Source organism: Ovoidimarina sediminis (assembly GCF_032586175.1).
In the GTDB taxonomy this organism is placed as follows: Bacteria; Pseudomonadota; Alphaproteobacteria; order Rhodobacterales; family Rhodobacteraceae; genus Ovoidimarina; species Ovoidimarina sediminis.
On record NZ_JAWHTE010000005.1, the window covers coordinates 32,594 to 56,231 of the forward strand.

General features: G+C 64.6%; 18 protein-coding genes. 13 read left to right on the forward strand and 5 right to left on the reverse strand.

Features of this window, described 5'->3' with window-relative positions; translation table 11 throughout:
* Window positions 1–25 precede the first annotated feature (25 nt).
* The 5 genes from RXV90_RS07735 to RXV90_RS07755 form a co-directional block, all read right to left on the reverse strand.
* On the reverse strand, window positions 26–1,234 hold the full coding sequence (locus RXV90_RS07735) for a hypothetical protein (RefSeq protein ID WP_316647954.1): 1,209 nt from the start codon (window positions 1,232–1,234) through the stop codon (window positions 26–28).
* Window positions 1,234–4,095 (reverse strand): hypothetical protein, encoded by a 2,862-nt coding sequence (locus RXV90_RS07740; RefSeq protein ID WP_316647955.1) that lies wholly within the window; start codon window positions 4,093–4,095, stop codon window positions 1,234–1,236. The genes RXV90_RS07735 and RXV90_RS07740 overlap by 1 nt, the downstream gene beginning before the upstream one ends.
* 11 nt (window positions 4,096–4,106) lie before the next feature.
* Complete coding sequence (locus RXV90_RS07745; RefSeq protein ID WP_316647956.1) at window positions 4,107–4,370, reverse strand: spike base protein, RCAP_Rcc01079 family; 264 nt, start codon at window positions 4,368–4,370, stop codon at window positions 4,107–4,109.
* 105 nt (window positions 4,371–4,475) lie between these two features.
* On the reverse strand, window positions 4,476–7,073 hold the full coding sequence (locus RXV90_RS07750; protein WP_316647957.1) for a LamG-like jellyroll fold domain-containing protein: 2,598 nt from the start codon (window positions 7,071–7,073) through the stop codon (window positions 4,476–4,478).
* Window positions 7,074–7,392: 319 nt separating this feature from the next.
* Window positions 7,393–8,829 carry an asparagine synthetase B family protein gene (locus RXV90_RS07755; RefSeq protein ID WP_316647958.1) on the reverse strand — a complete coding sequence of 479 codons (1,437 nt, stop codon included), beginning with the start codon at window positions 8,827–8,829 and terminating at the stop codon, window positions 7,393–7,395.
* A gap of 233 nt (window positions 8,830–9,062) precedes the next feature.
* Between RXV90_RS07755 and RXV90_RS07760 the strand changes: the two genes are divergently transcribed.
* The 13 genes from RXV90_RS07760 to RXV90_RS07820 all read left to right on the forward strand — a co-directional run bounded on the left by RXV90_RS07760 (window position 9,063) and on the right by RXV90_RS07820 (window position 23,579).
* Window positions 9,063–10,499: a UbiA family prenyltransferase gene (locus tag RXV90_RS07760; RefSeq protein ID WP_316647960.1), complete on the forward strand. Its 1,437-nt coding sequence runs from the start codon at window positions 9,063–9,065 to the stop codon at window positions 10,497–10,499.
* Between the two features lie 12 nt (window positions 10,500–10,511).
* Complete coding sequence (locus RXV90_RS07765; protein WP_316647961.1) at window positions 10,512–11,882, forward strand: hypothetical protein; 1,371 nt, start codon at window positions 10,512–10,514, stop codon at window positions 11,880–11,882.
* A gap of 104 nt (window positions 11,883–11,986) precedes the next feature.
* Window positions 11,987–13,273, forward strand: coding sequence for an ABC transporter substrate-binding protein (locus RXV90_RS07770; protein WP_316647963.1), 1,287 nt, complete (start codon window positions 11,987–11,989; stop codon window positions 13,271–13,273).
* Window positions 13,274–13,397: 124 nt separating this feature from the next.
* The gene (locus tag RXV90_RS07775) at window positions 13,398–14,324 is read left to right on the forward strand and encodes a branched-chain amino acid ABC transporter permease (protein ID WP_316647964.1); all 927 of its coding nucleotides are present in this window, start codon (window positions 13,398–13,400) and stop codon (window positions 14,322–14,324) included.
* The gene (locus tag RXV90_RS07780; RefSeq protein WP_316647966.1) at window positions 14,321–15,265 is read left to right on the forward strand and encodes a branched-chain amino acid ABC transporter permease; all 945 of its coding nucleotides are present in this window, start codon (window positions 14,321–14,323) and stop codon (window positions 15,263–15,265) included. Before RXV90_RS07775 ends, RXV90_RS07780 begins: the two co-directional genes overlap by 4 nt.
* A complete protein-coding gene (locus RXV90_RS07785) occupies window positions 15,262–15,975 on the forward strand; it encodes an ABC transporter ATP-binding protein (protein WP_316647967.1) in 714 nt (237 codons plus the stop codon). The genes RXV90_RS07780 and RXV90_RS07785 overlap by 4 nt, the downstream gene beginning before the upstream one ends.
* The gene (locus tag RXV90_RS07790) at window positions 15,975–16,670 is read left to right on the forward strand and encodes an ABC transporter ATP-binding protein (protein WP_316647968.1); all 696 of its coding nucleotides are present in this window, start codon (window positions 15,975–15,977) and stop codon (window positions 16,668–16,670) included. Before RXV90_RS07785 ends, RXV90_RS07790 begins: the two co-directional genes overlap by 1 nt.
* 55 nt (window positions 16,671–16,725) lie before the next feature.
* The gene (locus RXV90_RS07795; protein ID WP_316647970.1) at window positions 16,726–17,553 is read left to right on the forward strand and encodes an FAD binding domain-containing protein; all 828 of its coding nucleotides are present in this window, start codon (window positions 16,726–16,728) and stop codon (window positions 17,551–17,553) included.
* Window positions 17,546–20,296, forward strand: a complete 2,751-nt coding sequence (locus RXV90_RS07800) for a molybdopterin-dependent oxidoreductase (protein ID WP_316647971.1) — start codon at window positions 17,546–17,548, stop codon at window positions 20,294–20,296. The genes RXV90_RS07795 and RXV90_RS07800 overlap by 8 nt, the downstream gene beginning before the upstream one ends.
* Entirely contained in the window at window positions 20,293–21,705 is a 1,413-nt protein-coding gene (locus RXV90_RS07805) for a 6-hydroxynicotinate reductase (RefSeq protein WP_316647972.1), read from the forward strand. Before RXV90_RS07800 ends, RXV90_RS07805 begins: the two co-directional genes overlap by 4 nt.
* Window positions 21,702–22,550 (forward strand): UPF0280 family protein, encoded by an 849-nt coding sequence (locus tag RXV90_RS07810; protein WP_316647973.1) that lies wholly within the window; start codon window positions 21,702–21,704, stop codon window positions 22,548–22,550. The genes RXV90_RS07805 and RXV90_RS07810 overlap by 4 nt, the downstream gene beginning before the upstream one ends.
* A 19-nt stretch (window positions 22,551–22,569) precedes the next feature.
* Window positions 22,570–23,154 (forward strand): amino acid synthesis family protein, encoded by a 585-nt coding sequence (locus RXV90_RS07815; RefSeq protein ID WP_316647974.1) that lies wholly within the window; start codon window positions 22,570–22,572, stop codon window positions 23,152–23,154.
* Window positions 23,151–23,579 (forward strand): MarR family winged helix-turn-helix transcriptional regulator, encoded by a 429-nt coding sequence (locus tag RXV90_RS07820; RefSeq protein ID WP_316647975.1) that lies wholly within the window; start codon window positions 23,151–23,153, stop codon window positions 23,577–23,579. The genes RXV90_RS07815 and RXV90_RS07820 overlap by 4 nt, the downstream gene beginning before the upstream one ends.
* The last annotated feature ends 59 nt before the right edge of the window (window positions 23,580–23,638 follow it).

Below are 23,638 nucleotides of genomic sequence, written 5' to 3' on the forward strand. Positions count from 1 at the left end.
GAGCGCCGAACCGACGACCTGCGCATCACACTGTTGGGGTGGTGTAGGCGAAACCGGCCAGGATCCACGGCTTGAACGCCGTCGGCGCGGTGACCGCGAAGCTTTCGGGCGCGCCTCCCGCAGCGGCCGTTGCGAAGAACGCTTCGGCGCGGATGCTGTCGAGATATTGCGACGCCTCCTTGCCCTGCCAGCCGCTGACCGCCGAAATTTCGCTCGTGTGCCCCGAACCGAAGGCAAAGCCCAGGATGGCCTCGCCGCCGGTTGTCGCCAGGGCAGCATCAAGTGTGTCGTTGCCGCTGCCGTTCAGCGCGCCGGAATCCGCGTCGAACACCCCGCCGGTGATCCTGTAACCGGTCAGAAGTGCTGGCAGGAAATTGGTGCCGCTTCTCGAGACCGTAACACTTGTCGCCCCTCCCACCGGAACTTCGACCTCGAACACCGCCACGCTCAGAAGCGTTCCGTTCCGCACGGTGGCAAGACGCGCGGTGCTGGTGCCGCCGGGGACGGTCACGTCCAGCACGGTGTCGACCCCCTTCAGGTTCACGGCGAGAAGATGGGTGCCGGCCTGAAGGCTGACGGGAATATCGATGCTTGCGGAACTGCTCGCAACGCTTTGCGCCGCAATGTGGGCCAGCGCGATACCTCCGCCCGCAACCGCCGGAACCACCGCTATATCCGATGGAGCCGACAGGTTGGCGGCCGCATCCTCGTGCACAAGGTGGAAGAAATACTGATCGTCGTTCGCGAGCCCGGTGGCCATGATGGCCGGCTGTACGCCCGCCGCGGACACGGCTTCGATTCCCGTATGAGCCAGGCTGTCCGACATGGCGCCGATCCCGCCCTTGATCTCCGCGCCCGTGCGGCTTGGCGTCTGGTCGATGCTCCAATACGCCGTGCCGCCTACGGTGTCGGTCGACCAGGACAGAAGGGCGGCCGCGTTCTGAGGTGTCGTCGCCAGACCCGACAGGGTCGGTGCCGTGATGTCCCTGGCAAGGACGGTGACGGTTGGTCCGACGGCAATCGCCTCCGCGCCGTCCGATTGCAGAACGAGCATTTCGTACCGGCACGTGCCTGCCTTGCCGGGCGAGAAGATGCGATCGCGCCCGGCCACCGCCTCTGCCTGCCCGGTTGGTGTTTCGTACCACCGGTACAGCACGTTCACGACGGTTTCCCCCGGCGTGGGCGTGATCTCGATATCGGGGACGAACAGTGTGCTTCCTGCGGTGACTTCCATCAGTTCTCACTCCCGACAAAGCTGTTGTTCCAGTCGACCGGGACGAACCTCAGGTCGCGGTTGAAATCGGCGTCGCGATGCAGCGGACGGATTTCCTCGACGATCTTCTGGCGCATGTCGTGCCCGGCCTTGGTCTGAAGGATGCCGCCGGCTTTGGCAGAGAAATCCCCGTTCGCCGGATCGGTGTACAGCATCGTCAGGCTGGTCTGCACCACCTCGGACGGATCCTTGAACCATCCGTTTCCGGATGCCTGCCAGAACGCCGTCCTCGAGTAGACGTTGTTCAGGCGCGCGATCTCAAGCGACGAACTGCCCGTATAATCGTTGTTCACGCCACCGCCGAAGATAATGCAGTTGTAGAAGCCCCATGGCAGATCGGGCCGTGCAGCCTTGCCCAGGTCGAAGTTCGCGGCCTGCGCGGGGTTGGCGGCAACCTCCTGGCTCGATGGCGGACAATGGACGTTCCAGACATAGTTGTTGCCCGAGCTCGGCCCCGGCGTTCCGCCATTTTGATCCTGGATGGAGCGGCTGTCCTGGGGAAGCTCGGATCCCGGAATTTCGCTGAAGCCCAGATAGATCTCCGAGGCGGCCTGCCAGGTGAGATACCCCATGCACTCGATCGACTGGACCCGCTGCACCAGCACCTTGTCGGACTGCTGGTAGAAATTCATCAGGTTGGCATGGCCGCCCCGCCCGGTGCGGTAGAAGACGACATCTTCGACGCGTGGCGAGGATTGCTGAAGGCACCGGACCGAGGCGTTGGAGATCTCGGCGGCATAGACCCGGCTGACCCTGAGGTTTTGTGACTGCACCGATCCCGAGCCGCCGTTGATATCCAGCCCGAAACTGTCGGGGCAGGACACAAGCGACACGTTCTCGATCGTCAGCCCATCGATGTTCTGGAGTTTCGCCACCGCCCCCGTCGTGGGGTTCGAGCATTTTCCGAGACGGCACTGACGCACGGTGAAACCGTGAGGCTTCTTATCGAGCGAGTTGAACGCGGTGACCATGGCGTGGCCTTCCTCAAGCGCGCCGCCCCCGGCCTGATAGATCTCGAGCCCTTCGAGCGTCACGTGCCCCGCCATCGTCGGCGGCAGATCGAAGACCCACTTTCGGGCGGAGTACTCGATCCCCCCGGCCACGTTCGCCGGATCGAAGGGATAGACGTAGATGTCGATCGTCGCGCCCTGGTCCACGAAAGCCCAGGACCCCCGGATCAGCGCCGGTGCGAGGTTCGCGAGGCTGTAGAATCGGGATGATCCCGATTGGCCGTTGCCCGTGCTCAGCGTGATGCTCGAGCCGGCGCTGTTCGAGCCGACGATGGGAAAGAACTTCACGGCATTCGCCCCAAAATGCAGCCCCGCCTGCGCCCGCAAAAGCTGCGCGTCGGTGTACTGGTCGATCACGCTGGCATGGGTGATCGTCTCGATATGGCCTGACGCGTTCAGCGCGAAACTGTCTGCGGTGTGGAATTCCTGCTCGTACAGCGAATAGAACCGCTCGCTCAGACTGGCGCGCTCCTGTGCGATCGGCAGGGCGACGCTGTCTCCCTCGACCATCTCGTGAATGTTCAGGCCCAGTGCGCTTGACGCTTCGAAAGCCGAGGCGGCGATCGTCGTCTTGTAGACGGGAGAGCCGTTGACGCCGAGGCCGAGGCCCAGAACATCCGCATCCGCGGCGGAACACTGGACGAGGCCGGTCAGCGTTTCCGCGCCGCTTAGCACGACGCGCTCGGACCCGTATCTCTTGATTGTGCCCTGGAAACCGGCCAGCGAGTGCCGCCCGCGATAGGTACCTGCCCGTATCGCTATAGTGCGCGGAGCCCCGTCCAGCACCGCCTGATCGATCGCGGCCTGCAGATCGGTGAAGGTTTCCTGTGGGCCAACAAGATAGTCGGCAGTTGTGCCGGCATCGTGGCTATCGTTCGAGCCGATCGGCACCGCACTCAGCACCTTCGGCGCGCCTGCGGGCCCAAGCGTCAGGAGCCCGCTGCTTTCCACCGTGAGGTTGAAAGCGCTTTCCGCCGTTCCGCCCGAGTTCGTGGCGCTTACTGTCACGACGGCGCCGGCGATCGCCGTATCGGTCGGAATGGTCAGAACCCCGGTCGTCGCATCCACCGTTGTGCCGCCGCCTGTCACGGTAAAGCGCAGGTTTTGTCCGCTGAACTCGCCGGAGGTTGCGACGGTGTAGTTGCCCGTTCCGAGATCCAGGATCTCGTCGGCAAGCGTGCCCGCGGCGCTGGGCGGCACATGGCGCACGGTGAGCGCCGCGGTAGCCCGGGCGGGATAGATGTCCGGTGTGACGTCGCAATAGAGTGTCTGGCCGTCGAGCGTCGCGGCATTTGGCGTGAAAACTGCCGATGTGGCGCCCGCGATGGGCCCTCCTTCGACAGTCGACCACTGGTAGGCAACGGTGACCGGCAGAGGGCCGTTGTATTGCCCGCCCGACGCCGTCAGCGCGACCAGCGATTCCGCACTCGGCCCGTGCGTTGAATTGTCCGTCGCGCCGGACAGCGACGCCGTGAAACTCAGCTCTTCGACCGAGATCGTCAGCGGCCCATCGGCGAAACCTTCCGCGTTGCTGGCGCGCAGCACAACCGTCACCGGCGCCGCCGCCGTGGTCGCTATGCCCGAAAGCACGCCGCTCGGCGAGACGGACAGGCCGTCGGGCAGGGGTGGCGAACCCGGAGCAAGCGCGAAGGTCAGCCCCAACCCCGAGAAGCGCGAGGGCAGATCCACGACCATCAGGTTCAGGGCTACGATCGCGGTGATGTCGGGAAGTGCCGTCTGCAGAACGGGAACGGTCGTAACGGGCGCCCGCCGGACGCCCAGTGCCAGCGCGATCTTGGTTCCAATATCCATCAAGCGTTGCCCTACCGAATACCCACCATGTTCGAAGCGGTCGTACCGCTGACGAGAACTTGCACGATCTGGAGCGGGTAAAGAACCCCGGCCTGTAATCCTCTGAAGGTTACGACGTCCCCGTTCTTGAGTTTTACGGTGACGTCACCCCCGGATCCGACGTAGAGGGCGCGTGTCGCGAAGGACATCTCTGTGCTGTCGCTCGGCGTGATCGCCACTGCCGCCACTGCCGGCGATGTAAGCGAAAGGGTGTAGTCTTCGAATTCGTCGAGCATGGCCCGGCTCCCGCCTCGCTTCGGTTCCAAGACGAGAGTCCACGGATATCGTTTCGAAGTTCCTGACCCGGCGCACGCTGGTCGGCGCCGGGGCTCTGTGTTGCGTCAGAAGGCGCCGACACCTGCGAAATCGGTGTCCGTGTCATCCTCTTCGTCAGTCAACTGTTCCTCCGCACGGAGGCGACTGCGCAGCGTGAAAAGCGACAGGAATGGATTGTCGCCACTGTCTGTCGTCTCGATCGAAGCGGCATCGCTTTCGGTATGTCCGAAGTTTGTGCGCAGCGACGCGAAGCTGTTCAGCAGGTTTGAGTCGTCGCCGCTTGGCGCATCGGTGGTGTTGTCACCGTCCCTCGATGCACCAAATCGCGCGAGGAGCTTCTGCCTGAACAGGGAAATACTGCTGTCCTCTGAAGACGATTCCGTGGGCGACGCGAGGTCATTGAACGTGCGATCGCCGATAACGGGCGTTGAGCCTGAACCATCGGTCGTGACGTCATCCTGCGACGTGCCGGTCTCGACAACCGACTCCTCGGGAACGGTCGGTTCCTCCGGCGTCACCGGCTCCTCCACCGGTGTCTGATCCTCCACGGGCGCCGGTTCTTCCACCGGCGCCGGCTGATCATCGACCGCCGGCGGCTCAAGGCCGAGATAGGCGTTATTTACCTCTTCGGCGGTTTGCGCGTAGCGCAGGAATTCAACGTTATCGATCAGTCCGGTAAACGAACTGCTCCAATTGTTTCCGCCGACATGGAAATCCTGATACGCCGTTGCCGATTGCAGGCCCTCGAGGCCGACTTTCGAATCCACTTCCTTGCCGTCGATGAACAGCGTTGCGATGCCGGTATCCGACGAAAAGGTCAGCGTCACGTTGTGCCAGCCGCCGTCTTCGATGCTCGGATCGACCGCGCCCAGGTACTGTGCCGGCGACCCGGTGGTATCGACGCTGGCATAGATCTTGCCTTCGTAGGTTGATATCCCGAATCCGCCGATAAACGAGACGAGTGTTCCCTCCGGCGACGCCGCGCCGGCATCCTTCTGAAAATCGACGGAGACGGTGAAGCCGGAATTGTTCACCATCTCCCACGAGCGATCGTACTCGATGTAGCTGTCCGCACCGAGACGCAGGGCACTGCCGAAGTCGGTATCCACGATCTCCGCAATGCCCGTCACCATGGTATCGTTGATAAAGTCGCTCTGATCCGCAATCCCGTTTTCGAAGTCGAGGGAAAGCGCCTCCGGCGATGCGACGACAAGCGCCTTTTCCGAAGTAATGACCGTACCGTCGGACAACCGGACGGTCGCCTTGACGTCATAGTGCCCGCCGGCATCGTAGGTATGGGTGATGCTTTCGCCCGTTCCGGTCTGCCCGTCGCCGAAGGTCCACTCCACGGTGGCGCCCGAGAGGTTCACCTCTCCGCCAACCCCGAAGACCGACAGCGCGTCGAACGTGACCGTATTGGCCGCTGCGCCTTCGCTACCGGTCGCGTTGAAGACGCCAAAACCTGTGCTGTGGCTGCCCCAGAGTTGCGTTGCACTAGCGCCCACGCCATCTGCCGCACTGTCCGGGATGACGTAGAAATCGTTCGCATCGCCATCCGCGATCAGCCCGCGCGAGAAGAGATTGCCGATGTAGTTCTCGCCCATCGGGTCGTGCGATTGAATGAAGACGTTGTCTACGAAGGTCATCGTTGACGATGTCGAGCCGGTATAGGAAGCGCCGGTGATCGGGCCTAGGATGTTGTTCTGCACCAGCAGGTCGCGCGTCCCATCCGTCAGCACCATTCCCGGTGCGTCGCCCTCTACATCGTTGGTCGGAAGGAAGGTGTTGTTTTCGATCACCGCGCCGATCACGCGCTCGAAACGAATGCCCTGGAAATTACCGTTGTGGAGGATGTTGTCGCTGATGGTGACGTTGGTGAAGCCCTGGCCGTATTCGTTGTTGTCGAGGTAGATCCCCAGAAGCGCTTCACCATCGCCTTGCTCGAAGAAGTTTCCGCTGATCGTGATGTTGTCCATCGAACCGGTGTCCCCGAAGCGATGGAAGATGTGGATGATGTCCCCATGGTCGCCAAGGCCGCCGAAGTTCCACGGGTTTGACGTCGAGAAATGGTTGTCGTTGATTTCCGCGTTCTCGAGGAAACCGCCCGAGAAGTGCGAAGTGCGGACGTCGTGAATGTAGTTGTCCGAGAAATTCAGACCGTCGACCCAGTCAAAGCCGATGCCCTTGTGAAACATGGAGATCTCGGTGTTCGTGATCTCGATGTCTTTGGCCTGGAAGAGGAATATCCCGTTGCCGATCGGATAACCTTCGATTCCGTTCGCGCCTTGCGTGCCCAATGGGATGTCCGGCGAATCCCCGGCGGCGGCGAGCCCGCCCTCGATCACCGAATTCGAGACTGTGATGTTGCTGGAGCTGTCGATCCTCAGGGCCGAATCCCACACCACCGTATCGACATCCGGCACGAAATCGACCTCGACCCGATCGATCGTGATGTTTGTGCATCCGTTCATGTATATCGTGTTGAAGACGGCCGTGTCGGCGCTATCCGCGGACACGATCGTGACGGTCGAGCTGAACTGGTAGTCGATAAGGCGGACGTCGCCGTAGAAGCCGCTTTCAAGCACAATCCTCGAACCGCCTGTCGCAGAAGCCAGCGCGGCGTAAAGGTCGCTGGCGCTTGCGACCGTAACAGTGGATGACATTTTTTGTCCCTCTTGATCCCGATAGGGCCAAACTGGCCAAACAAGAAACAATACTTCCCGATGGGAACTGACTGATTTAGGAACCCGGCATAATTTTGTTTCCCCGAACAAAATTCCGCCCTAATTGGGCGATGCCGCAATCCCTGAAACGTCCTGTGGCCCGGCGTGAGGCATTCCCACGAACGGCGCGTGGACGCGAAAGCCCTTGTAAACAAAGAAGCGAGCTGGGCGAGCACTGTCGCCGACTGCCGCTGCGGAATGTCCGGATATCAACCGAAGACAATGCCGGGTCTCGGCGGAAATCCGCCTTTCGCTGTGCTTAGCCGAGCATTTTTCTCAATTTGGAGACAACGGCCTTCGGATCTTTCCAGGCCCGGGAGAGCTTCGACATCGTGTCGGCGACGAAACCCAGGCTGTTGATCGGAATCGTCATGATCTCTGGCCACCCTCGCCGGATCACCCTGTGCGCGAAAGTCCCCTCGCGCCGCCACTCGACCGGTAATGAAAGCATCAGAGTGATCGCGCGGCGCGACACCATCGGGTGCAGGGCAACCAGCCAGTCGTCACCTGGAAAATGTGCTGAGGCCCAGGGGCCCATGCGGTGCTCGATATAGGCAAGATCCAAAAGATCGAGGCCGCTCATCTTTGGCGCCGCCGCGATCCAGGCGGCAAGCCGGGCCTCGAGGTCTGCATCCTGCGGCAGGCCGAATCGCGCGATCAGACGCCTGGCTTCGATGGCAAGCGATGCGTCGTCCGATGGCCGCCAGAGAAACCCACGGCCGACCTCACCGCCGAGGCCGCCGATGAACCAAGTGCCGCGCTCTATCAGGTGAACACTCTTGTGATAGCGGGCATTCGCATCGGCGACGCAGTGGCCAGTTCTACGGATATAGGCCTCCACCTCGTCATCCGTGGCAACGATACGTGGAAGTTCACGCTGCCGGAGCCCTGCGAACTCTGCGAGGCGGCGGGCCAGCTTGCTGTCGATCGAGTGCTGGTCTCCCCCCACAACCGTTACGAAATCCGCTTTCTCCGCGATGGATCGCGAACTGGCCAGCAAGAGCCGGGTGTCTTGTCCCGCGGTCAACGAGATGACGGTGGGCCGTGTTTCCGCCACCGCCGCGATCTGCATCGCGACATGCTCGAGGAGGGAACCCACCGCTGCGTCGGGATCTGCAGCGGGATGCAACGGCCCGTCCGGCCAGAACCGGGCAACCTCGAAGTCTCCGAGATCGAGAACGTGATTGGGCAAAAGCCGCTCGACCCCGCGATGCGCCGTCATTCCCGCCGGGAACCAACCCTTGTTGCCCACCCCGAAATGCCGATACCGCGCGGCGTCGAAGCGCGCCTCATAGGCCCCGTCATCCAAAAGGGAATCCGCGCTCGTGGCAACGCCGATTTCGGGGTCGAAGACCACCGGGATCTGGGCGAACGGGTCGGGGTAGCTGCGAAGCGGCCCGGTGCCATCGTCGAAGAACCAAAGATAGGCACCGCTCAGGTCGTCCATCGACCGGTTCACGAAGGCGTCGGCATCGCCTTCGTACCGGTGACGGACGTTCAGCCTGTCTCCGGCAATCTCCCGCCGGTGCAGGTCGAACGGCTCGCCGACCAGCACGCCGGTCGCGCGGCCGCTGTCATCGATCACGCGGATCACGCGCAGAGACGCGCCTGTCTCGAGAAACCAGCCCCCAAGCTCCACGGCCCCCGGAACCGCATTCCGCGTCAGCCGGTATTGCTTGGATTTCACCATAACCATCCCACTCGCCTGCCGCGGCGCCGATTTCCGCGCATCTGACTATCCCGATAGCATCGGCCCATTTGCCGAACAAGAAGCGCGGATTGCGTGTGGTCCCTGCCGGCCGCGAGACCGGGCCGTTACGTTCCGGCCACCCGGCCGGCGAATGCGACTTTACGGGATTCCCAGTGCCCTCTCTCCGTTCTATGAGAAGGAACGCGGCAGCCTGGAGAGAGGAATTGGGCCCTTCGACGTTGGCAAAACCGGAAGAAGTCGCTCTCGTGGTCGATCTAGACGGCACGCTCAGCCGCTCCGATACCTTCCACGAAGCGATTCTTCGCCTCGGACGCGAGAAACCGCTGTCGCTGCTGCGTCTCGCGGCGGCCTTGCCATCCGGCAAGGTTGCGGCCAAGCGCCTTGTCGCGGATGCCGAGATTGTCCCTGCGGAGGAGCTTGTCCTGAACGAGGACGTCACCGCGCTGATCGAGGCAGCCCGCGCCGATGGTCGCAAGACGATCCTCGTCACCGCATCGGATGACCGGCAGGCGCAGGAAATCGCCCGCGCCACGGGGCTTTTCGACGAGGCTTATGGCACCGGCGCGAATGGCACGGACGGAGCGAACCTTTCGGGATCGGCCAAGGCCGCGTTCCTCGTATCGCTCTTTGGCGAGCGCGGGTTCGATTACGTGGGCGACGCACCCGTGGATGCGCCCGTCTGGCAAAGCGCGCGGCGCGCGATCACGGTCGGGGCGGGCGCTGCTCTGCGCGCCACGGCCGAGCGCGCGAATTCCGATGCGATGCATCTTGGCGAACCCCGGAAAGGGGGCTTGGCGTATCTCAGGGCGCTTCGCCCCTACCAGTGGTCGAAGAACCTCCTGATCTTCCTGCCGCTTCTCGCCGCGCATGACGTCTCGAATCTGGGCATCGCGTTGGCGGCATTCGCCGCGTTCTGCCTTACCGCGTCGAGCGTCTATGTCATCAACGATCTCCTCGACCTGCCGGCAGACCGGCAGCATCCGCGCAAGCGCAACCGGCCTTTCGCCTGCGGTGCCGTGCCTTTGTCGCATGGCGTGGTCATGGCCGCCGGTCTGGTGCTCGCCGCAGGCCTCATCGGCGCTCTCTTCGCGCCAGGGCCCTTCATTCTCGTTCTCGCCGCCTACTTCCTCGCGACGCTTGCCTATTCTCTGTTCCTCAAGCGCAAGCTCGTTGCCGATATCATGGTGCTGGCGTGCCTTTACACGTTGCGGATCATCGCCGGCGGCGCTGCCACGGGGATTCCCCTGTCGCCATGGATGCTCGCGTTTTCGATGTTTCTCTTCCTCTCGCTCGCGGCGGTCAAACGCCAGGCGGAACTCGTGGATCAGGTCTCGCGAAACGTCTCCACCGCGCCGGGCCGCGCCTATGAGACGGGGGACATGCAGATCATTGTGGGCACCGCGCTGTCTTCGGCCCACGCCGCGGTGCTCGTTTTCGCGCTCTATCTGACGAGTGATGCCGTCACAGCCCTCTACGCATCCGCGCAGATCCTATGGCTGATCTGCCCGATCCTGCTCTACTGGCTTCTCCGCATGGTCATGGTGACGTCGCGGGGGCGTATGAAGGACGATCCCATCGTCTTCGCATCGCAAGATCCGATCAGCTTCGCCGCGGTGATCCTGACCGCGGTGATCATTTACTCCGCAACCTTCTGACCTGCCGGGGGGATGGCGCGGGCTCTCGGATATGGCATTGTTCTGAGCCTTCCTGCGACGCCGGGCCGCGCCCATGTGTCGGAACAGGGGTTCGTCCTTCTTCTGCCAACTGATCTTTACATCGCCGGCGGCGTGGCGACCGTCGTACTGACAATCGCGCTCATTCTCTTTCTGCCGGGCTCCGCGACCCTTGGTCTTTTCCGGCCTCTGCACATTCCTGCGGGAAACGCGCCCCGCCTCGCGGGGCTGACCCGTTGGGTGGCGGCGGGGCTTCTTCTGGCGCTTCTTGTCTGCGGCGTAGCGGGGGCGCCAGATCCGCTGGCCAACCCGCTGCCGCTTTGGGTCTGGACGGTCACGTGGATCGGGCTCGTCTCGGTGCAGGGGGCGCTGTTCAATATCTGGGGTTTCGTCGATCCGTTCCGCGCGCCGGGCGCCTGCCTGCGACGAGTCATCTCGCGCCGTCTTCACCTGAGACTGCCGCGCGCGGCGGGCAAATGGCCCGCTGTCGTCCTTCTGGTCGCTTTTGCGGCGTTCATGCTGGCCGATCCGGCACCGGCGGATCCGAGGCGCCTTGCCCTGATCGTCGCTCTTTACGCTGCCATGACGGTGGCCGGGCGTGCCGTCTTCGGGCCGCGCTGGGCGCTTCAGGTCGAGTTTCTGACGGTGATGATGCGCCTCTTCGCCTCGGTCGCGCCCCTGTCCCGATCTGCGGCCGGGCTCTGGGGCTGGCGTCTTGCGCGCGGGGCCTCGCCCGATCCGGCCCTCGCCGTGTTCGCCGTCGCGCTTCTCGGGATCGGATCCTTCGATGGGCTGAACGAAACCTTTTGGTGGCTAGGCCGGATCGGCATCAACCCGCTCGAGTACCCCGGCAGATCGGCGGTGATCGGCGCAACACTCATTGGTCTTGCCCTTGTTCTCGCCGGGCTCCTCGCCGCTTTCGCTCTGTCGCTCGGCGCGGGCCTGCTCCTCGCCCGGCGGGCCGGATTTCTGCGCGCTTTCTGCGCCTTTGCGCCCGCCCTTCTGCCGATCGCCACCGGCTATCACATCGCCCATTACCTCACGAGTTTCCTTGTCGATATCCAGTGGACGCTCGCGGCCACCTCCGATCCGCTGGATACCGGTGCGGATCTTCTGAACCTCGGGCAGTTCTACGTCACCACGGGATTCTTCAATACGCGTGATACCGTGCGGATCATATGGCTCACCCAGGCGGGGGCCGTCGTGATCGGCCATGTGATTTCGATCCTCGTGGCCCATGCCATCGCGCTTCGGATCTACGGCAACGACCGCGCAGCCCTTCTGAGCCAGGCCCCACTTGCCGTGCTGATGGTGCTCTACACGCTATTCGGCCTCTGGCTGCTCGCCTCGCCCCGGGGTGTGTGACCGGCGCAAAAAATAATCTCGACAGAACGCAAGACTGTTTGCACACTAACAAGCAAGATCGCCGGAACGGCGGCAGTCGAACATCCAGTCAGGGGGATCCAGAGATGGGCACAGACAAATCCACGACCTCGCGCCGCGGGGCGCTGAAGACGCTGGGCATGGGGGCCGTGGGCGCGGCGTCGATGCCGCTCTGGGCGCGCTACACCCATGCGCAATCGGCCGAACCGATCCGGATCGGGTTTCAGCAGCATTCCACCGGCATCGGCGCGGCTTACGGCCGCTGGTACGGGCGCACGACGGAAGCGGCGGCGCGGATCATCAACGAGGCTGGCGGCATCAATGGCCGGCCGGTGGAGATCATCGCCGAAGATGACGGCACCGATCCCAAGCGCGGCGCTGAAGTGGTCGAGAAATTCGCCACCCAGCATGGATGCGACGTCGCCTTCGGTACGCTGTTTTCCCATGTGGTGATCGGCTCGGCGCCCCGGGCGGGGGAGCTGAAGATGCCTTATTTCGTGGTGTCCGAAGGCCATCACGTCGCCTCGGGCATGCTGAACCGCTACACGCTTCAGCCCGGCATCACCGATGTGAAAAGCCAGGTGCAGGCAATGGCGCCCTATGTCTCTTCGAACCTCGGCAAGAAGGTCACCATGGTCTTCCCCGATTTCGCCTTCGGCCATGACCACCGCGATTTCTTCACCGCGGCGATCCAGGCGCAGGGCGGCGAGGTTCTCGAACATATCGCGATCCCGCCGACCGAAACCTCGTTCACCAAGTACTTCCCGAAGATCCCGCGCGATACAGAAGTGCTCTACCACGTGATGGTCGGCCCGGCCGTCCTGACCTTTGTGAAGGAACTGGGCGAATTCTTCGGGCCCTCCGCCCCGCCGCTCTTCGGCTTCATCGACTCTCTCGAAGCGGTCGATATCGCCTCTCCCGGCCTCGAATTCCTGGACGGCACCTATTTCTGGGAGGGCAACCCCCGCTACGCCCAGGCCGACCAGTCCGAGCACGACAAGTTCTTCCGCGCCGCCGTGGGCGTCGACGAAAACGGTGCCAGTGTCTCGGACGCCAAGGATATCTCGACCTATGCCCACATGTTCGGCTGCTGGGAAACACTCCACATCATCAAGGCGGGGATGGAGGCCGCAGGCTACGGCGGCCCTGGTGATCGCGCCGCCCTGATCGAGGCGGTCGAGGCCATGACCGATATGCCTGAAAGCCAAGCCCATCCGCAGGGCGCCAAGCGCTTCAATGGCAAGACCCATCAGGTCTTCGGACACCAGTACATCAGCCAGGTTCAGGGCGGAAAACTCGTCAAGGTCCACACGACTTCTATCGAGGATACGCTCTATCCAGACGAGGTGGATTACACGACCCAGGCGCTCTGATCGATGCCTGCGTTGGGGCCGCGCCGGACGGCCGGTGAGTATTTGAGCCAAAGTGAAGGTGGAGGGCCCGCTCCAACTTCATTCTGGCAAAAATACTCCCGCCGGAGGCGGCCCCCGGTCTGACATGGAACTTGGCCCCTATCTCTTTCTCGCCTCGCTCGAAGGTGCGGTCACGGCGGCGGTGCTGTCGCTGACAGCCGTGGGCCTGTCGCTCGTCTTCGGCGTGATGCGGGTCGTCAACGTCGCCCATGGCGAATTCTTCATGCTGGGCGCCGTTATCGCCTGGTGGATCGCGACCCATATCGCGGGGCACCCGGCGATCGGCTTTGCCGTGGCGCTGATCGCGGCGCCGCTGATCGTGGGCGCCATCGCTGCGCTTGCGGACATGACCGTGCTGAAGCGGATCGATTACGATCCCGAGCGCACGATCGTCGCCACCATCGGCCTTCTCTATATCCTCCAGCAGGCGACGCTGATGACCTACGGGCCCGACGCACGGCCTGTCGAGCCGCCCTTCAACGCGCGCATCGCCCTTCCCTGGCTCGAATTCGCGGATGGCCGGCCGCAGGTTTACTGGCCCTGGGGCCTCGGGACGACGACCTACAAGCTCGCCGTCATCGGCGCCGCCGTCGTCGTCCTTCTCGGCGTCTGGCTTCTGATGACGCGCACGAAGATCGGCCTCGTGATGCGAGCCACGCAACTCGACCGTGACATGGCGCTGGCTTTCGGTATCCCGGTGGAGCGTGTCTATGCAATTGTCTTCGGCCTCGGTGCGGGGCTTGCGGCGCTGGCCGCCGTGCTAATCGTGCCGATCCAGCAAGCCCATTACCTGATGGGGGGCGATCCCCTGCTTCTATCCTTCATCGTCGTGATAATCGGTGGGCTTGGGTCGCTTCCGGGCACCGTGCTCGCCGCCGTCCTCATCGGCCTCTCCGACGGGATCATCTCGGTCTTCTTCTCGCCGACGCTGGCAAAGATCCTCGCCACGCTTTTGGTGGCGCTCGTCCTCGTCTTCCGCCCGCAGGGCCTCTTCGGAACCCGCGCTGCATGAGCGACACGGTGAAATCGGCGGTCCTGCACGGCGGCCTCCTGATCCTTCTCTTCGGCTTGCAATTCGTCCTGCCGGAATACCACCATGGTAACCTCAGCCGGATCATGGTGCTGGCCTGCTACGCCATCGGCTACAACATCCTCTTCGGCTACACCGGGCTCCTCTCCCTCGGTCACGCGATGTTCTTCGCCGCGGGCATGTACGGCATGGGCCTGTCGATCCGCCACCTGGGGGCCGATCCCGCGACGGCGATGATTCTCGGCCTCTTCGCCGGGCTTGCGCTTTCCACACTCGTGGGTTTCCTCGCGCTCCGCACACAGGGCGTCGCCTTCATGATCGTGACCCTTATGTTCGCGCAGGCTGCCTTCCTCACGATTCTCTATTTCGGCGAATGGACGCGGGGCGACGAGGGCTTCGTCATCCAGCAGGCCGAACGCGTGCTCTGGGGCATCGACCTCTCCGACCCCACGAACCGCTATTTTGCCGCTTTCGCCGTCTTCGCGCTGTGCCTGATCCTGTCGCTCCGCCTCGTCTCGTCCCCCTTCGGCAAGACGCTGATCGCGATCCGCGAGAACGAGGAACGCGCGCGCATGCTGGGCTACGATACGTACCGTCGAAAGCTGGCCGCCGTCGTCGTCTCGGGCACGATATCGGCGTTGGCGGGCGCGGCCTACGGGCTTCTATTCGGCTATGCGGGGGCGAGCTTCGCGAGCGTACAATATTCGATCTTCCCGTTGCTCTGGGTGCTGCTCGGCGGGGCGGGCACGGTCCTTGGCCCCTTCATCGGCACGCTTTTCATGTTCTACCTGATCGACGTCGCCTCGGGCTGGACGACCGCTTACCTTCTGATCGTCGGTATCGTCCTTGTTCTTCTTACCCTCTTCGCGCGCCAGGGCATTGCCGGCGAGATCCGCCGCCGGATCTGGAGGGGGCTGCCGTGACGACGCTTCTCGAAACCAGGGGCCTCTCGAAGCACTTCTCCGGCCTCCGCGCTGTCGAGAACGTCGATTTCACGCTCGAGGCGGGGGAGGTGCGCGCTCTGATCGGCCCGAACGGGGCGGGCAAGACAACCTTCGTCGGCATGCTCTGCGGCCGGATCGAGCCGTCATCGGGCACTGTTACCTTTGACGGGCGGGACATCACGCGCATGCCCGCGCACCGGCGCATCGGTATGGGCATGGCCTATACCTTCCAGATCACCTCGATTTTCCCCGGCCTCTCGGTCGAGGAAAACGTGGCTCTCGCCGCCCGCCGGGCCGAGCCCGATCCCGCGGCCGCGCGGCGCGAAGCGCACCGGGCGCTGAAGCGCGTGGGCCTTGCCAACCGGATCGACCAGGAGGCGCAGGATCTTTCCTACGGCCACCAGCGCCTTCTCGAGATCGCCATGGGCCTGGCCCAGGCCCCGCGGCTTCTGATCCTCGACGAACCCACGCAGGGGCTCGCTGACAGCGAGATCGAGGCCTTCAAGGGCCTCATCCGCTACCTGTCCGAAAGCGCCACGATCCTTCTGATCGAGCACAACATGAACGTCGTCATGGAAACCGCACATAAGGTGACCGTGCTCAATTTCGGCGAGGTGCTGGCCGAAGGCACACCGGCCGAAATCCATGACAACGAGGCCGTTCAGGCGGCCTATCTGGGGACAGGCTGATGCTGGAACTGATCGCCGTCTCCTCGGGCTATTGCCGTGCGCAGGTTCTGCGGGATCTGTCGCTCACAGTGAACGCGGGCGAGATCCTGTGCCTTCTGGGGCGGAACGGCGCAGGCAAGACCACGACGATGAAGACGATCATGGGGCTTCTGCCGCTCTGGTCGGGCAAGATCCGGCTCGACGGCACAACGCTGTCCGATCTACCTCCCCACGAGGTGCCGAAGCAGGGGATTGGCTATATCCCGCAGGGCCGCCGCCTGTTCTCTGAACTCACCGTCGCGCAGAACCTGGAAATCGGCCTCATGGTGCGGGGCGAGGGGCGGGAAACGCGCGAATGGGTACTCGATCTCTTCCCGCGCCTGCGCGAGCGGATGGGGCAGCGCGCGCAAACACTCTCGGGCGGGGAGCAGCAGATGCTGGCCACCGCCCGCGCGCTTTGCCTTCGCCCCAAGGTGCTCTTGCTCGACGAACCCACCGAGGGGCTGCAACCCTCGATGATCGAGGCGATCCGCCAGGTCATCACGCGGATGAAGGCGGAAGGCACGGCGATCCTTCTTGTCGAACAGCGCGTCGATGCGGTTCTGTCGATCGCCGACCGCGTGGCCTTTATCGAAAACGGGCGCAATGGCGAGGTGCTGCCCGCCGAAACGCTTCGCGCCGATCACAGCCTTGTCGAGAAATACGTGGGCATCTGAGTTGACAGGTGTCCCCCCGCCCCGGAAGATGTTTGTACACTAACGATCTGATCCCATGAGTTACCACCAACCCGAAAGCCTCGATGCTGCGCTTGCCGCCCTGGCAGGCGGCGGGCGGCTTGTGGCAGGGGGCACGGATTACTTCCCGGCGCTGGGCGAGCGGCTTGCCGACCACGATTTGATCGACCTCACCCGCGTACCGGGCCTCAGCGGGATCACCGAAACCGACGCTGGCTGGCGCATCGGCGCGACGACGACCTGGACGACGATCTTGCGGGCCAAGCTTCCGCCGGCCTTTGACGGGCTGAAGGCCGCGGCGCGCGAGGTCGGATCGACCCAGATCCAGAATGCCGGCACGATTGCGGGCAACCTCTGCAACGCCTCGCCCGCCGCCGATGGCGTGCCGCCGCTTCTGACACTCGACGCCTCGGTCGAGGTGACGGGGCCGGGCGGCTCCCGTATCCTGCCGCTTCCGGAATTCATCACCGGCGTGCGCCAGACGGCGCTTTCGGAGGGTGAGCTGGTTACGGCGCTTCACATTCCGCGCCTGCCGGACGCTGCGCGGTCTGCGTTCCGGAAGCTTGGCGCGCGGAGATATCTCGTCATTTCCATCGCTATGGTGGCGGTTCTGGCCGCACGCGACGCGGCCGGGCGCTTCAGCGATCTGCGCATCGCGGTTGGGGCCTGTTCTCCGGTCGCAAGACGCCTTCCGGCGCTGGAAGAGGGGCTGATCGGCCAGACCCCCAGCGCCCTTGCGGAGATCACCTCCGAACACCTCGCCCACCTGAACCCCATCGATGACGTGCGCGGCACCGCTGATTACCGCCTTGCGGCCGTGGCCGATCTGATCCGCCGCGCCGTGAGGGAGGCTGCCGATGGATAAGCGCTCCCCCTCAGTCACCACCTTCACGCTGAATGGGCAGAGCGTCGATATCGCACCCGCACCGGGCGAACGGCTGTCGGCCAGTCTTCGCGAACGGCTGGGCGCCCGCGACGTGAAGGTGGGCTGCAACGCGGGGGATTGCGGCGCCTGCACCGTTCTTGTCGACGGGGCGCCGGTCTGCGCCTGCCTGATGCCGGCGCAGCAGGCGCAGGGACGGCAGGTCGAGACGCTTTCAGGCCTCGCGAACGACCCGGCCACCCGTCGTCTCAAGGAGAGTTTCCAGGACCACGGCGCGGCACAGTGCGGGATCTGCACGCCGGGCATGCTTGTCACCGCCACGGCACTCCTGCGCGAGACCGAGCGCCCAGGGATCGCCACGGTTCAAGATGCGCTCGGCGGCGTGCTCTGCCGCTGCACCGGATACCGCAAGATCCTCGAAGCTGTCGTGGCGGCGGGGCAGGGAGGGCAGGCCCCGCTTGCGACCGAAGGCACCGTCGGCGCTGCGATCCGCCGGCTTGACGGACAGGGCAAGGTCGACGGCACCGAGCGCTTCGGTGACGACGTGGGCCCGGCGGGCGCACTCGAACTTCACATCCTGCGCTCTCCCCATCACCGAGCGGGGTTCGCCTTCGGTGATCTGACGGCGCTTCTGTCGATCGCCGGCATCGAAGCGTTGCTGACGGCCGATGACGTGCCGGGCGAGAACAGTTTCGGCGTGATCCCCGGGTTCGAGGATCAGCCCGTCTTCGCCGAATCCGAGGCCCGTTTCCGGGGCGAGGCCGTCGCCGCCGTGATCGGCACGCCCGAGGCCATCGCCAGTCTGAAAGACGCCGACATTCCGGTCGTCTGGCAGGAACGCGCCCCGGCCCTCGGCTTGCCCAATGCCGAGGTCGAGGCAGAGTTTCAACTGCACCCCGACCGCACCGGAAATATCATGTGCCGCGGCCGCGTCTCTTCTGGCGATGCAGAGGCCGCACTGGCAGGGGCCCATGTCACCGTCTCGGGCACCTTCACCACCTCCTTTGTGGAACACGCCTATATCGAGCCAGAGGCGGGTTTTGCCGAAATCGTCGACGGCCGCGTCCACGTGCATGCCTGCACCCAGGCCCCGGTGATGGACCGTGAGGCGCTGGCCCGCATTCTCGGGCGTCCAGAGGCCGATATCCGCATCGTGCCTACGGGGGTGGGTGGCGGATTTGGCTCGAAGCTCGATATCTCGATCCAGCCCTACCTTGCCCTTGCCGCGCTGAAGACGGGCAAGCCCGTGCGCCACCGCTACTCTCGCACCGATTCCATGCGCTCCACCACCAAGCGCCATCCGGGCCGCCTCGACATGACGATCGGCGCGGATGCTGACGGTCATATCCGGGGTTTCCGCTTCCACGGCGACTTCGACACGGGCGCCTATGCCAGCTGGGGCCCCACGGTCGCCAATCGCGTGCCCGTCCACGCCTCTGGGCCCTACCGCGTGGCCGATTACATCGCCACCACGGCCGCCATTCATACCAACGCCCCGCCCTCCGGCGCCTTCCGGGGCTTCGGCGTGCCGCAAACCGCTGTCGCACAGGAATCGCTCTTCGACGAGCTGGCCGACGCGCTCGGAATCGACGCGCTGGAGTTTCGGCTGAAGAACGCGCTCGCGAACGGCACGCCCACCGTCTGCGGACAGGTCTTCGAACAGGGCGTCGGCATCATGGCCTGCCTCGAGGCGCTGAAACCGGCCTGGGAAGAGGCGCTTTACCGCACGCGGGCCTTCAACAAGGCGGCACGCGCCGCGAACGGCCCGCTCAGGCACGGGGTCGGCATCGCCTCGGGCTGGTACGGCTGCGGTAACACCTCGCTTCCGAACCCCTCCACAATCAAGGCGGGGTTCCTGGCCGATTGTACGCTCAGGCTTCACCAGGGGGCGGCGGATATCGGGCAGGGCGCCAACACGGTCATCGCCCAGATCTTTGCCGAGGCACTGGGCCTGCCGCTCTGCCAGATCAGCCTCGTCACCGGCAACACGGATATTACGCCGGATGCGGGGAAAACCTCCGCTTCGCGCCAAACCTTCGTGTCGGGCAACGCCGCCCGGCTTACGGGCGAGGCGCTTCGGGCCGATATCCTCCGCCGCTCCAACGCTGCCGTAACAGCAACGATCACCCTCGATGGCACGACACTGCGCGTGACCGACGGAGCGACCGTGCGCACTCTCGATCTCGCGGCCCTGTCGCCCGACGCCGAAGGCTTCGTCCTTCGGGCCGAGGAAACCTATGACCCGCCCACAAAGCCCCTCGATGCAGACGGGCAGGGCATTCCCTACGCCCAGTTCGGCTACACCGCCCAGCTGGCGGAGGTCGAGGTCGATCTGGCCCTCGGCACCACCCGCGCCACGCGCTTCGTCGCCGCCCATGACGTGGGCCGGGCCATCAACCCGATGCTGGTGGAAGGCCAGGTGCATGGCGGCATCGCCCAGGGCCTCGGCATGGCACTGATGGAGGAATACATTCCCGGCCGGACCGAGAACCTGCACGATTACCTGATCCCGACGATCGGCGACGTGCCTCCGATCGAAACCATCATCGTCGAAGACCCAGACGCCCACGGCCCCTACGGTGCCAAGGGGCTGGGCGAGCACGTGCTGATCCCCACCGCGCCTGCAATTCTCAATGCCATTGCGCGCGCCACGGGCGTTCGCATCCGGTCGCTGCCGGTAACGCCATCGGCCCTGCACGCCGCCCTGCGGGAGGCCGAGCCATGAACGACCGCGTCAAGCCTCAGGACAAGATCCGCTGCGACGCCTGCCCCGTCCTTTGCTACATCGCCGAAGGCCGGTCGGGCGCCTGTGATCGTTACGCGAACCATGGTGGCGAACTCGTGCGTCTCGATCCGCTCACCATCATCGAACACAGCGACACGGCGGTGCCCTTCCTCGAAACTGGGCCCGACTGGGATGGCGATATCGTGCAATCCACACGGCCCTTCATCACCGCCATCGGCGCCGGCACGACCTATCCCGATTACAAGCCCGCCCCCTTCATCGTCAGTCAGGAGGTCGACGGTGTCGACATGATCACCGTCGTGACCGAGGGGATCTTCAGCTATTGCGGTGTCAAGGTGAAGATCGACACCGATCGCCATATCGGCGAGGAACGTTCGGTCGTCCGCGTGGATGGAGAGCCCATCGGCCTCGTCATGACCTCCGAGTACGGCTCGCGCATGCTGTCTCTTGGCGGCGTCGATCACCTCACCGGCGGCTCGAAGAAGGAGGGCCGCGTCACCTGCGACGCGCTTCTGAACCTCTGCAATTCGGAACCCGTCGAAATGACGATCGACGATGGCGCGACGCTGACGGTGCAGGCGGGGCAGGCGCCGATCATCGACGGTGAACGCGAGCGCCTGATGCGGGTCGGCTGCGGCTCTGCCACAATCGGAATGTTCGCAGCCCAGTGGAAGGATCACGTGGACGAGGTGGTGGTAGTCGATGATCACATCACCGGGGTTTTGTCGGAGCACCAGGCAGGGCGGCTCCTCGACGTGCCACATACAGGCATCAAGGTCGCGGGCCGGAAATCCACCCCGGGCCGCTATTTCCAGGTGGCCGAACCCGGCACGGGCTGGGGTGGCACCAACATCACCGATCCGCTTTCGATCCTTAAACCTGCCGACGCGAAAGTGGCCTGGCCGGGGCTCAGGCTTCTGATGGTCTCAACTACGGGCGAGCAGTGGGCCTATTACGAACTCGACGAAGATCTTGTCCCGCAACCTGCGGAGATCCCGCCCGTCCTCCTCGCCTCCGCCGAACGGATCGCGGAGAACTGCGAACCCTCGCTCTGTTCCGTCCTCTTCATGGGCGGCGCGGGGGGCAGCCTGCGCGCGGGCGTGACCGAAAACCCGGTGGGCCTCACCCGGTCGGTCAAGGCGATGCTGACACGTGTCACCTGCGGTGGTGCGCCCGCCTATGTCTGGCCCGGCGGCGGCATCACCGTGATGGCCGATGTCACGCAGATGCCCACGAATGCCTTCGGTTACGTCCCCACACCGGCCCTCGTAGCCCCGATCGAGTTCACCATGCGCCGCGATGATTACGCTGCACTCAGCGGGCACATGGACAGGGTGCGCCGGGTGGAAGACGTCATCACCCCCGACATCCGGCGGGTCAGAGGATGACCGGGCCGCAGGCCGCCCGCCTGCCCGGCGACCGCCTGCATCTGCAGCACGGGCCGATCGACCTCGTCATCAGCGTCGACGGTCCGGGCCGAGAGGCGGCCTTCCATGCCGCCGCGCGCCGTTTCGCGACAGTGCTGGAGGAGCTTGCCGCCGAACTTCCCCATCTCCGCCTCCCGGTGCCCTCGCCCCTGCCGGGCGGATCCACCGCTCGGCGCATGCATCGCGCCGTCACGCCTCATGCCAGCACCTTCGTCACCCCCATGGCCGCTGTCGCGGGCGGCGTGGCCGACGAAATCCTTGCTGCGATGACGGCTGTCCCCGGGCTCACCCGCGCCGTCGTGAACAACGGGGGCGACATTGCCTTCCACCTCGCGCCTGGCGAAGCGGCCACCGCCAGGATTGCCGGGCTCGATTGCACCGATCTGGGGCAAGTCCGCCTTGCGGCTTCCGACCCGATCCGCGGACTTGCCACCTCGGGCCAGGGCGGACGCTCGCACTCGCTGGGGATCGCCGACAGCGTCACGGCCCTCGCCACCACCGCGGCCGAGGCAGATGTCGCAGCCACGCTCATTGCGAATGCTGTCGATCTTCCCGGCCACCCCGCCATATCCCGCGCACCGGCGCAAAGCCTCGATCCTGACAGCGATCTGGGCACCCGGCCGGTTGTCACTGCCGTTGGCCCGCTGACCCCGGATGAAGTCGTCACGGCGCTGAAGCGCGGCCTTGCCGCCGCCAATGCCATGCGCAAACACGGATTGATCGCGGGCGCGGCCCTGACCTTGGGCGGCCAGACCTTCACCGCCCTTCCGACGGAAGCCGACCAACCGCTGCTGACAGAGACATGACCCGAGGAGGACAGCCGAGATGAGTGCAGAGATCAGGAAGATCGCCGTCTGGATCGAGGAAACCCACCGCGAAATGGGCCGTCAGATCGTGCCTCCCACCCGCAAGGCCGTCGCCATCGCGGTGATCGCGAACCCCTTCGCCGGGCGCTATGTGGAGGACCTGACGCCGCTGATGGAGATCGGGGCCGAGCTGGGCGGCCTTCTGGGTGACCGCGCCGTCGATGCGCTCGGGATCAAGCCGAAAGAGGCGCAGAGCTACGGCAAATCGGCAATGGTGGGCGAGAACGGCGAGCTTGAACACGCCGCTGCCATCCTGCACCCGAAACTCGGCGCGCCGCTTAGGAAGGCGGTCGAAAGGGGCGCGGCCCTCGTGCCTTCGTCGAAGAAGATGGGTGGCCCCGGCCAGGATCTCGACGTGCCACTTGGCCACAAGGATGCCGCCTACGTCCGTTCGCATTTCGACGGGGTCGAGGTACGGATGAATGATGCGCCGCGTGCCGATGAAATCCTGGTCGCCGTCGCGGTGACAGACAGCGGCCGGCCCCTGCCGCGCGTGGGTGGGCTGACCCATGACGAGGCGGAAGGCAAGGACGGGCTCAGATGACCGTGGCGCAGGCTGCCGCCTACCGTCTCGACGACCAGGTCGGCTACCTCCTGCGCCGGGTCAGCCAACGCCATGCCGCCATCTTCCAGGCCGGTGCGCCCGACGGGCTGACGCCGACGCAGTTCGCCGCCCTCGTCCGGCTTGCCGAGGTGGGGCGCTGTTCGCAGAACCAGCTCGGGCGTCTGACAGCGATGGATGTGGCGACGATCAAGGGCGTCGTCTCGCGGCTCGAGGCCAAGGGGCTCGTCCGCCTGGCACCCGACCCCGAGGACCGGCGCCGCACGGTGATCACTCTGTCTCCCGAAGCCGATGCGCTAGTACCTGCGCTTTACCGCGCCGGGCACGCGATCACCGAAGAAACACTCGCTCCGCTCGACGCCCGCGAAAGGCTCACGCTTCTGAAGCTCCTCGACCGCCTCACCTGACAGGCGCTGGTTTCTTTGCCTGGCTCATCACTCAAATGAGACCGGCCTTCGCGCCGGTT

What these genes read in the sequence shown, in the direction of transcription:
- RXV90_RS07765 (WP_316647961.1), top strand. Translation starts at nt 10,512, where the DNA reads ATGGCGCGGGCTCTCGGATATGGCATTGTTCTGAGCCTTCCTGCGACG.
- RXV90_RS07735 (WP_316647954.1), bottom strand. Translation starts at nt 1,234, where the DNA reads ATGGAAGTCACCGCAGGAAGCACACTGTTCGTCCCCGATATCGAGATC.
- RXV90_RS07780 (WP_316647966.1), top strand. Translation starts at nt 14,321, where the DNA reads ATGAGCGACACGGTGAAATCGGCGGTCCTGCACGGCGGCCTCCTGATC.
- RXV90_RS07800 (WP_316647971.1), top strand. Translation starts at nt 17,546, where the DNA reads ATGGATAAGCGCTCCCCCTCAGTCACCACCTTCACGCTGAATGGGCAG.
- RXV90_RS07795 (WP_316647970.1), top strand. Translation starts at nt 16,726, where the DNA reads ATGAGTTACCACCAACCCGAAAGCCTCGATGCTGCGCTTGCCGCCCTG.
- RXV90_RS07750 (WP_316647957.1), bottom strand. Translation starts at nt 7,073, where the DNA reads ATGTCATCCACTGTTACGGTCGCAAGCGCCAGCGACCTTTACGCCGCG.
- RXV90_RS07740 (WP_316647955.1), bottom strand. Translation starts at nt 4,095, where the DNA reads ATGGATATTGGAACCAAGATCGCGCTGGCACTGGGCGTCCGGCGGGCG.
- RXV90_RS07810 (WP_316647973.1), top strand. Translation starts at nt 21,702, where the DNA reads ATGACCGGGCCGCAGGCCGCCCGCCTGCCCGGCGACCGCCTGCATCTG.
- RXV90_RS07745 (WP_316647956.1), bottom strand. Translation starts at nt 4,370, where the DNA reads ATGCTCGACGAATTCGAAGACTACACCCTTTCGCTTACATCGCCGGCA.
- RXV90_RS07775 (WP_316647964.1), top strand. Translation starts at nt 13,398, where the DNA reads ATGGAACTTGGCCCCTATCTCTTTCTCGCCTCGCTCGAAGGTGCGGTC.
- RXV90_RS07815 (WP_316647974.1), top strand. Translation starts at nt 22,570, where the DNA reads ATGAGTGCAGAGATCAGGAAGATCGCCGTCTGGATCGAGGAAACCCAC.
- RXV90_RS07755 (WP_316647958.1), bottom strand. Translation starts at nt 8,829, where the DNA reads ATGGTTATGGTGAAATCCAAGCAATACCGGCTGACGCGGAATGCGGTT.
- RXV90_RS07805 (WP_316647972.1), top strand. Translation starts at nt 20,293, where the DNA reads ATGAACGACCGCGTCAAGCCTCAGGACAAGATCCGCTGCGACGCCTGC.
- RXV90_RS07790 (WP_316647968.1), top strand. Translation starts at nt 15,975, where the DNA reads ATGCTGGAACTGATCGCCGTCTCCTCGGGCTATTGCCGTGCGCAGGTT.
- RXV90_RS07820 (WP_316647975.1), top strand. Translation starts at nt 23,151, where the DNA reads ATGACCGTGGCGCAGGCTGCCGCCTACCGTCTCGACGACCAGGTCGGC.
- RXV90_RS07770 (WP_316647963.1), top strand. Translation starts at nt 11,987, where the DNA reads ATGGGCACAGACAAATCCACGACCTCGCGCCGCGGGGCGCTGAAGACG.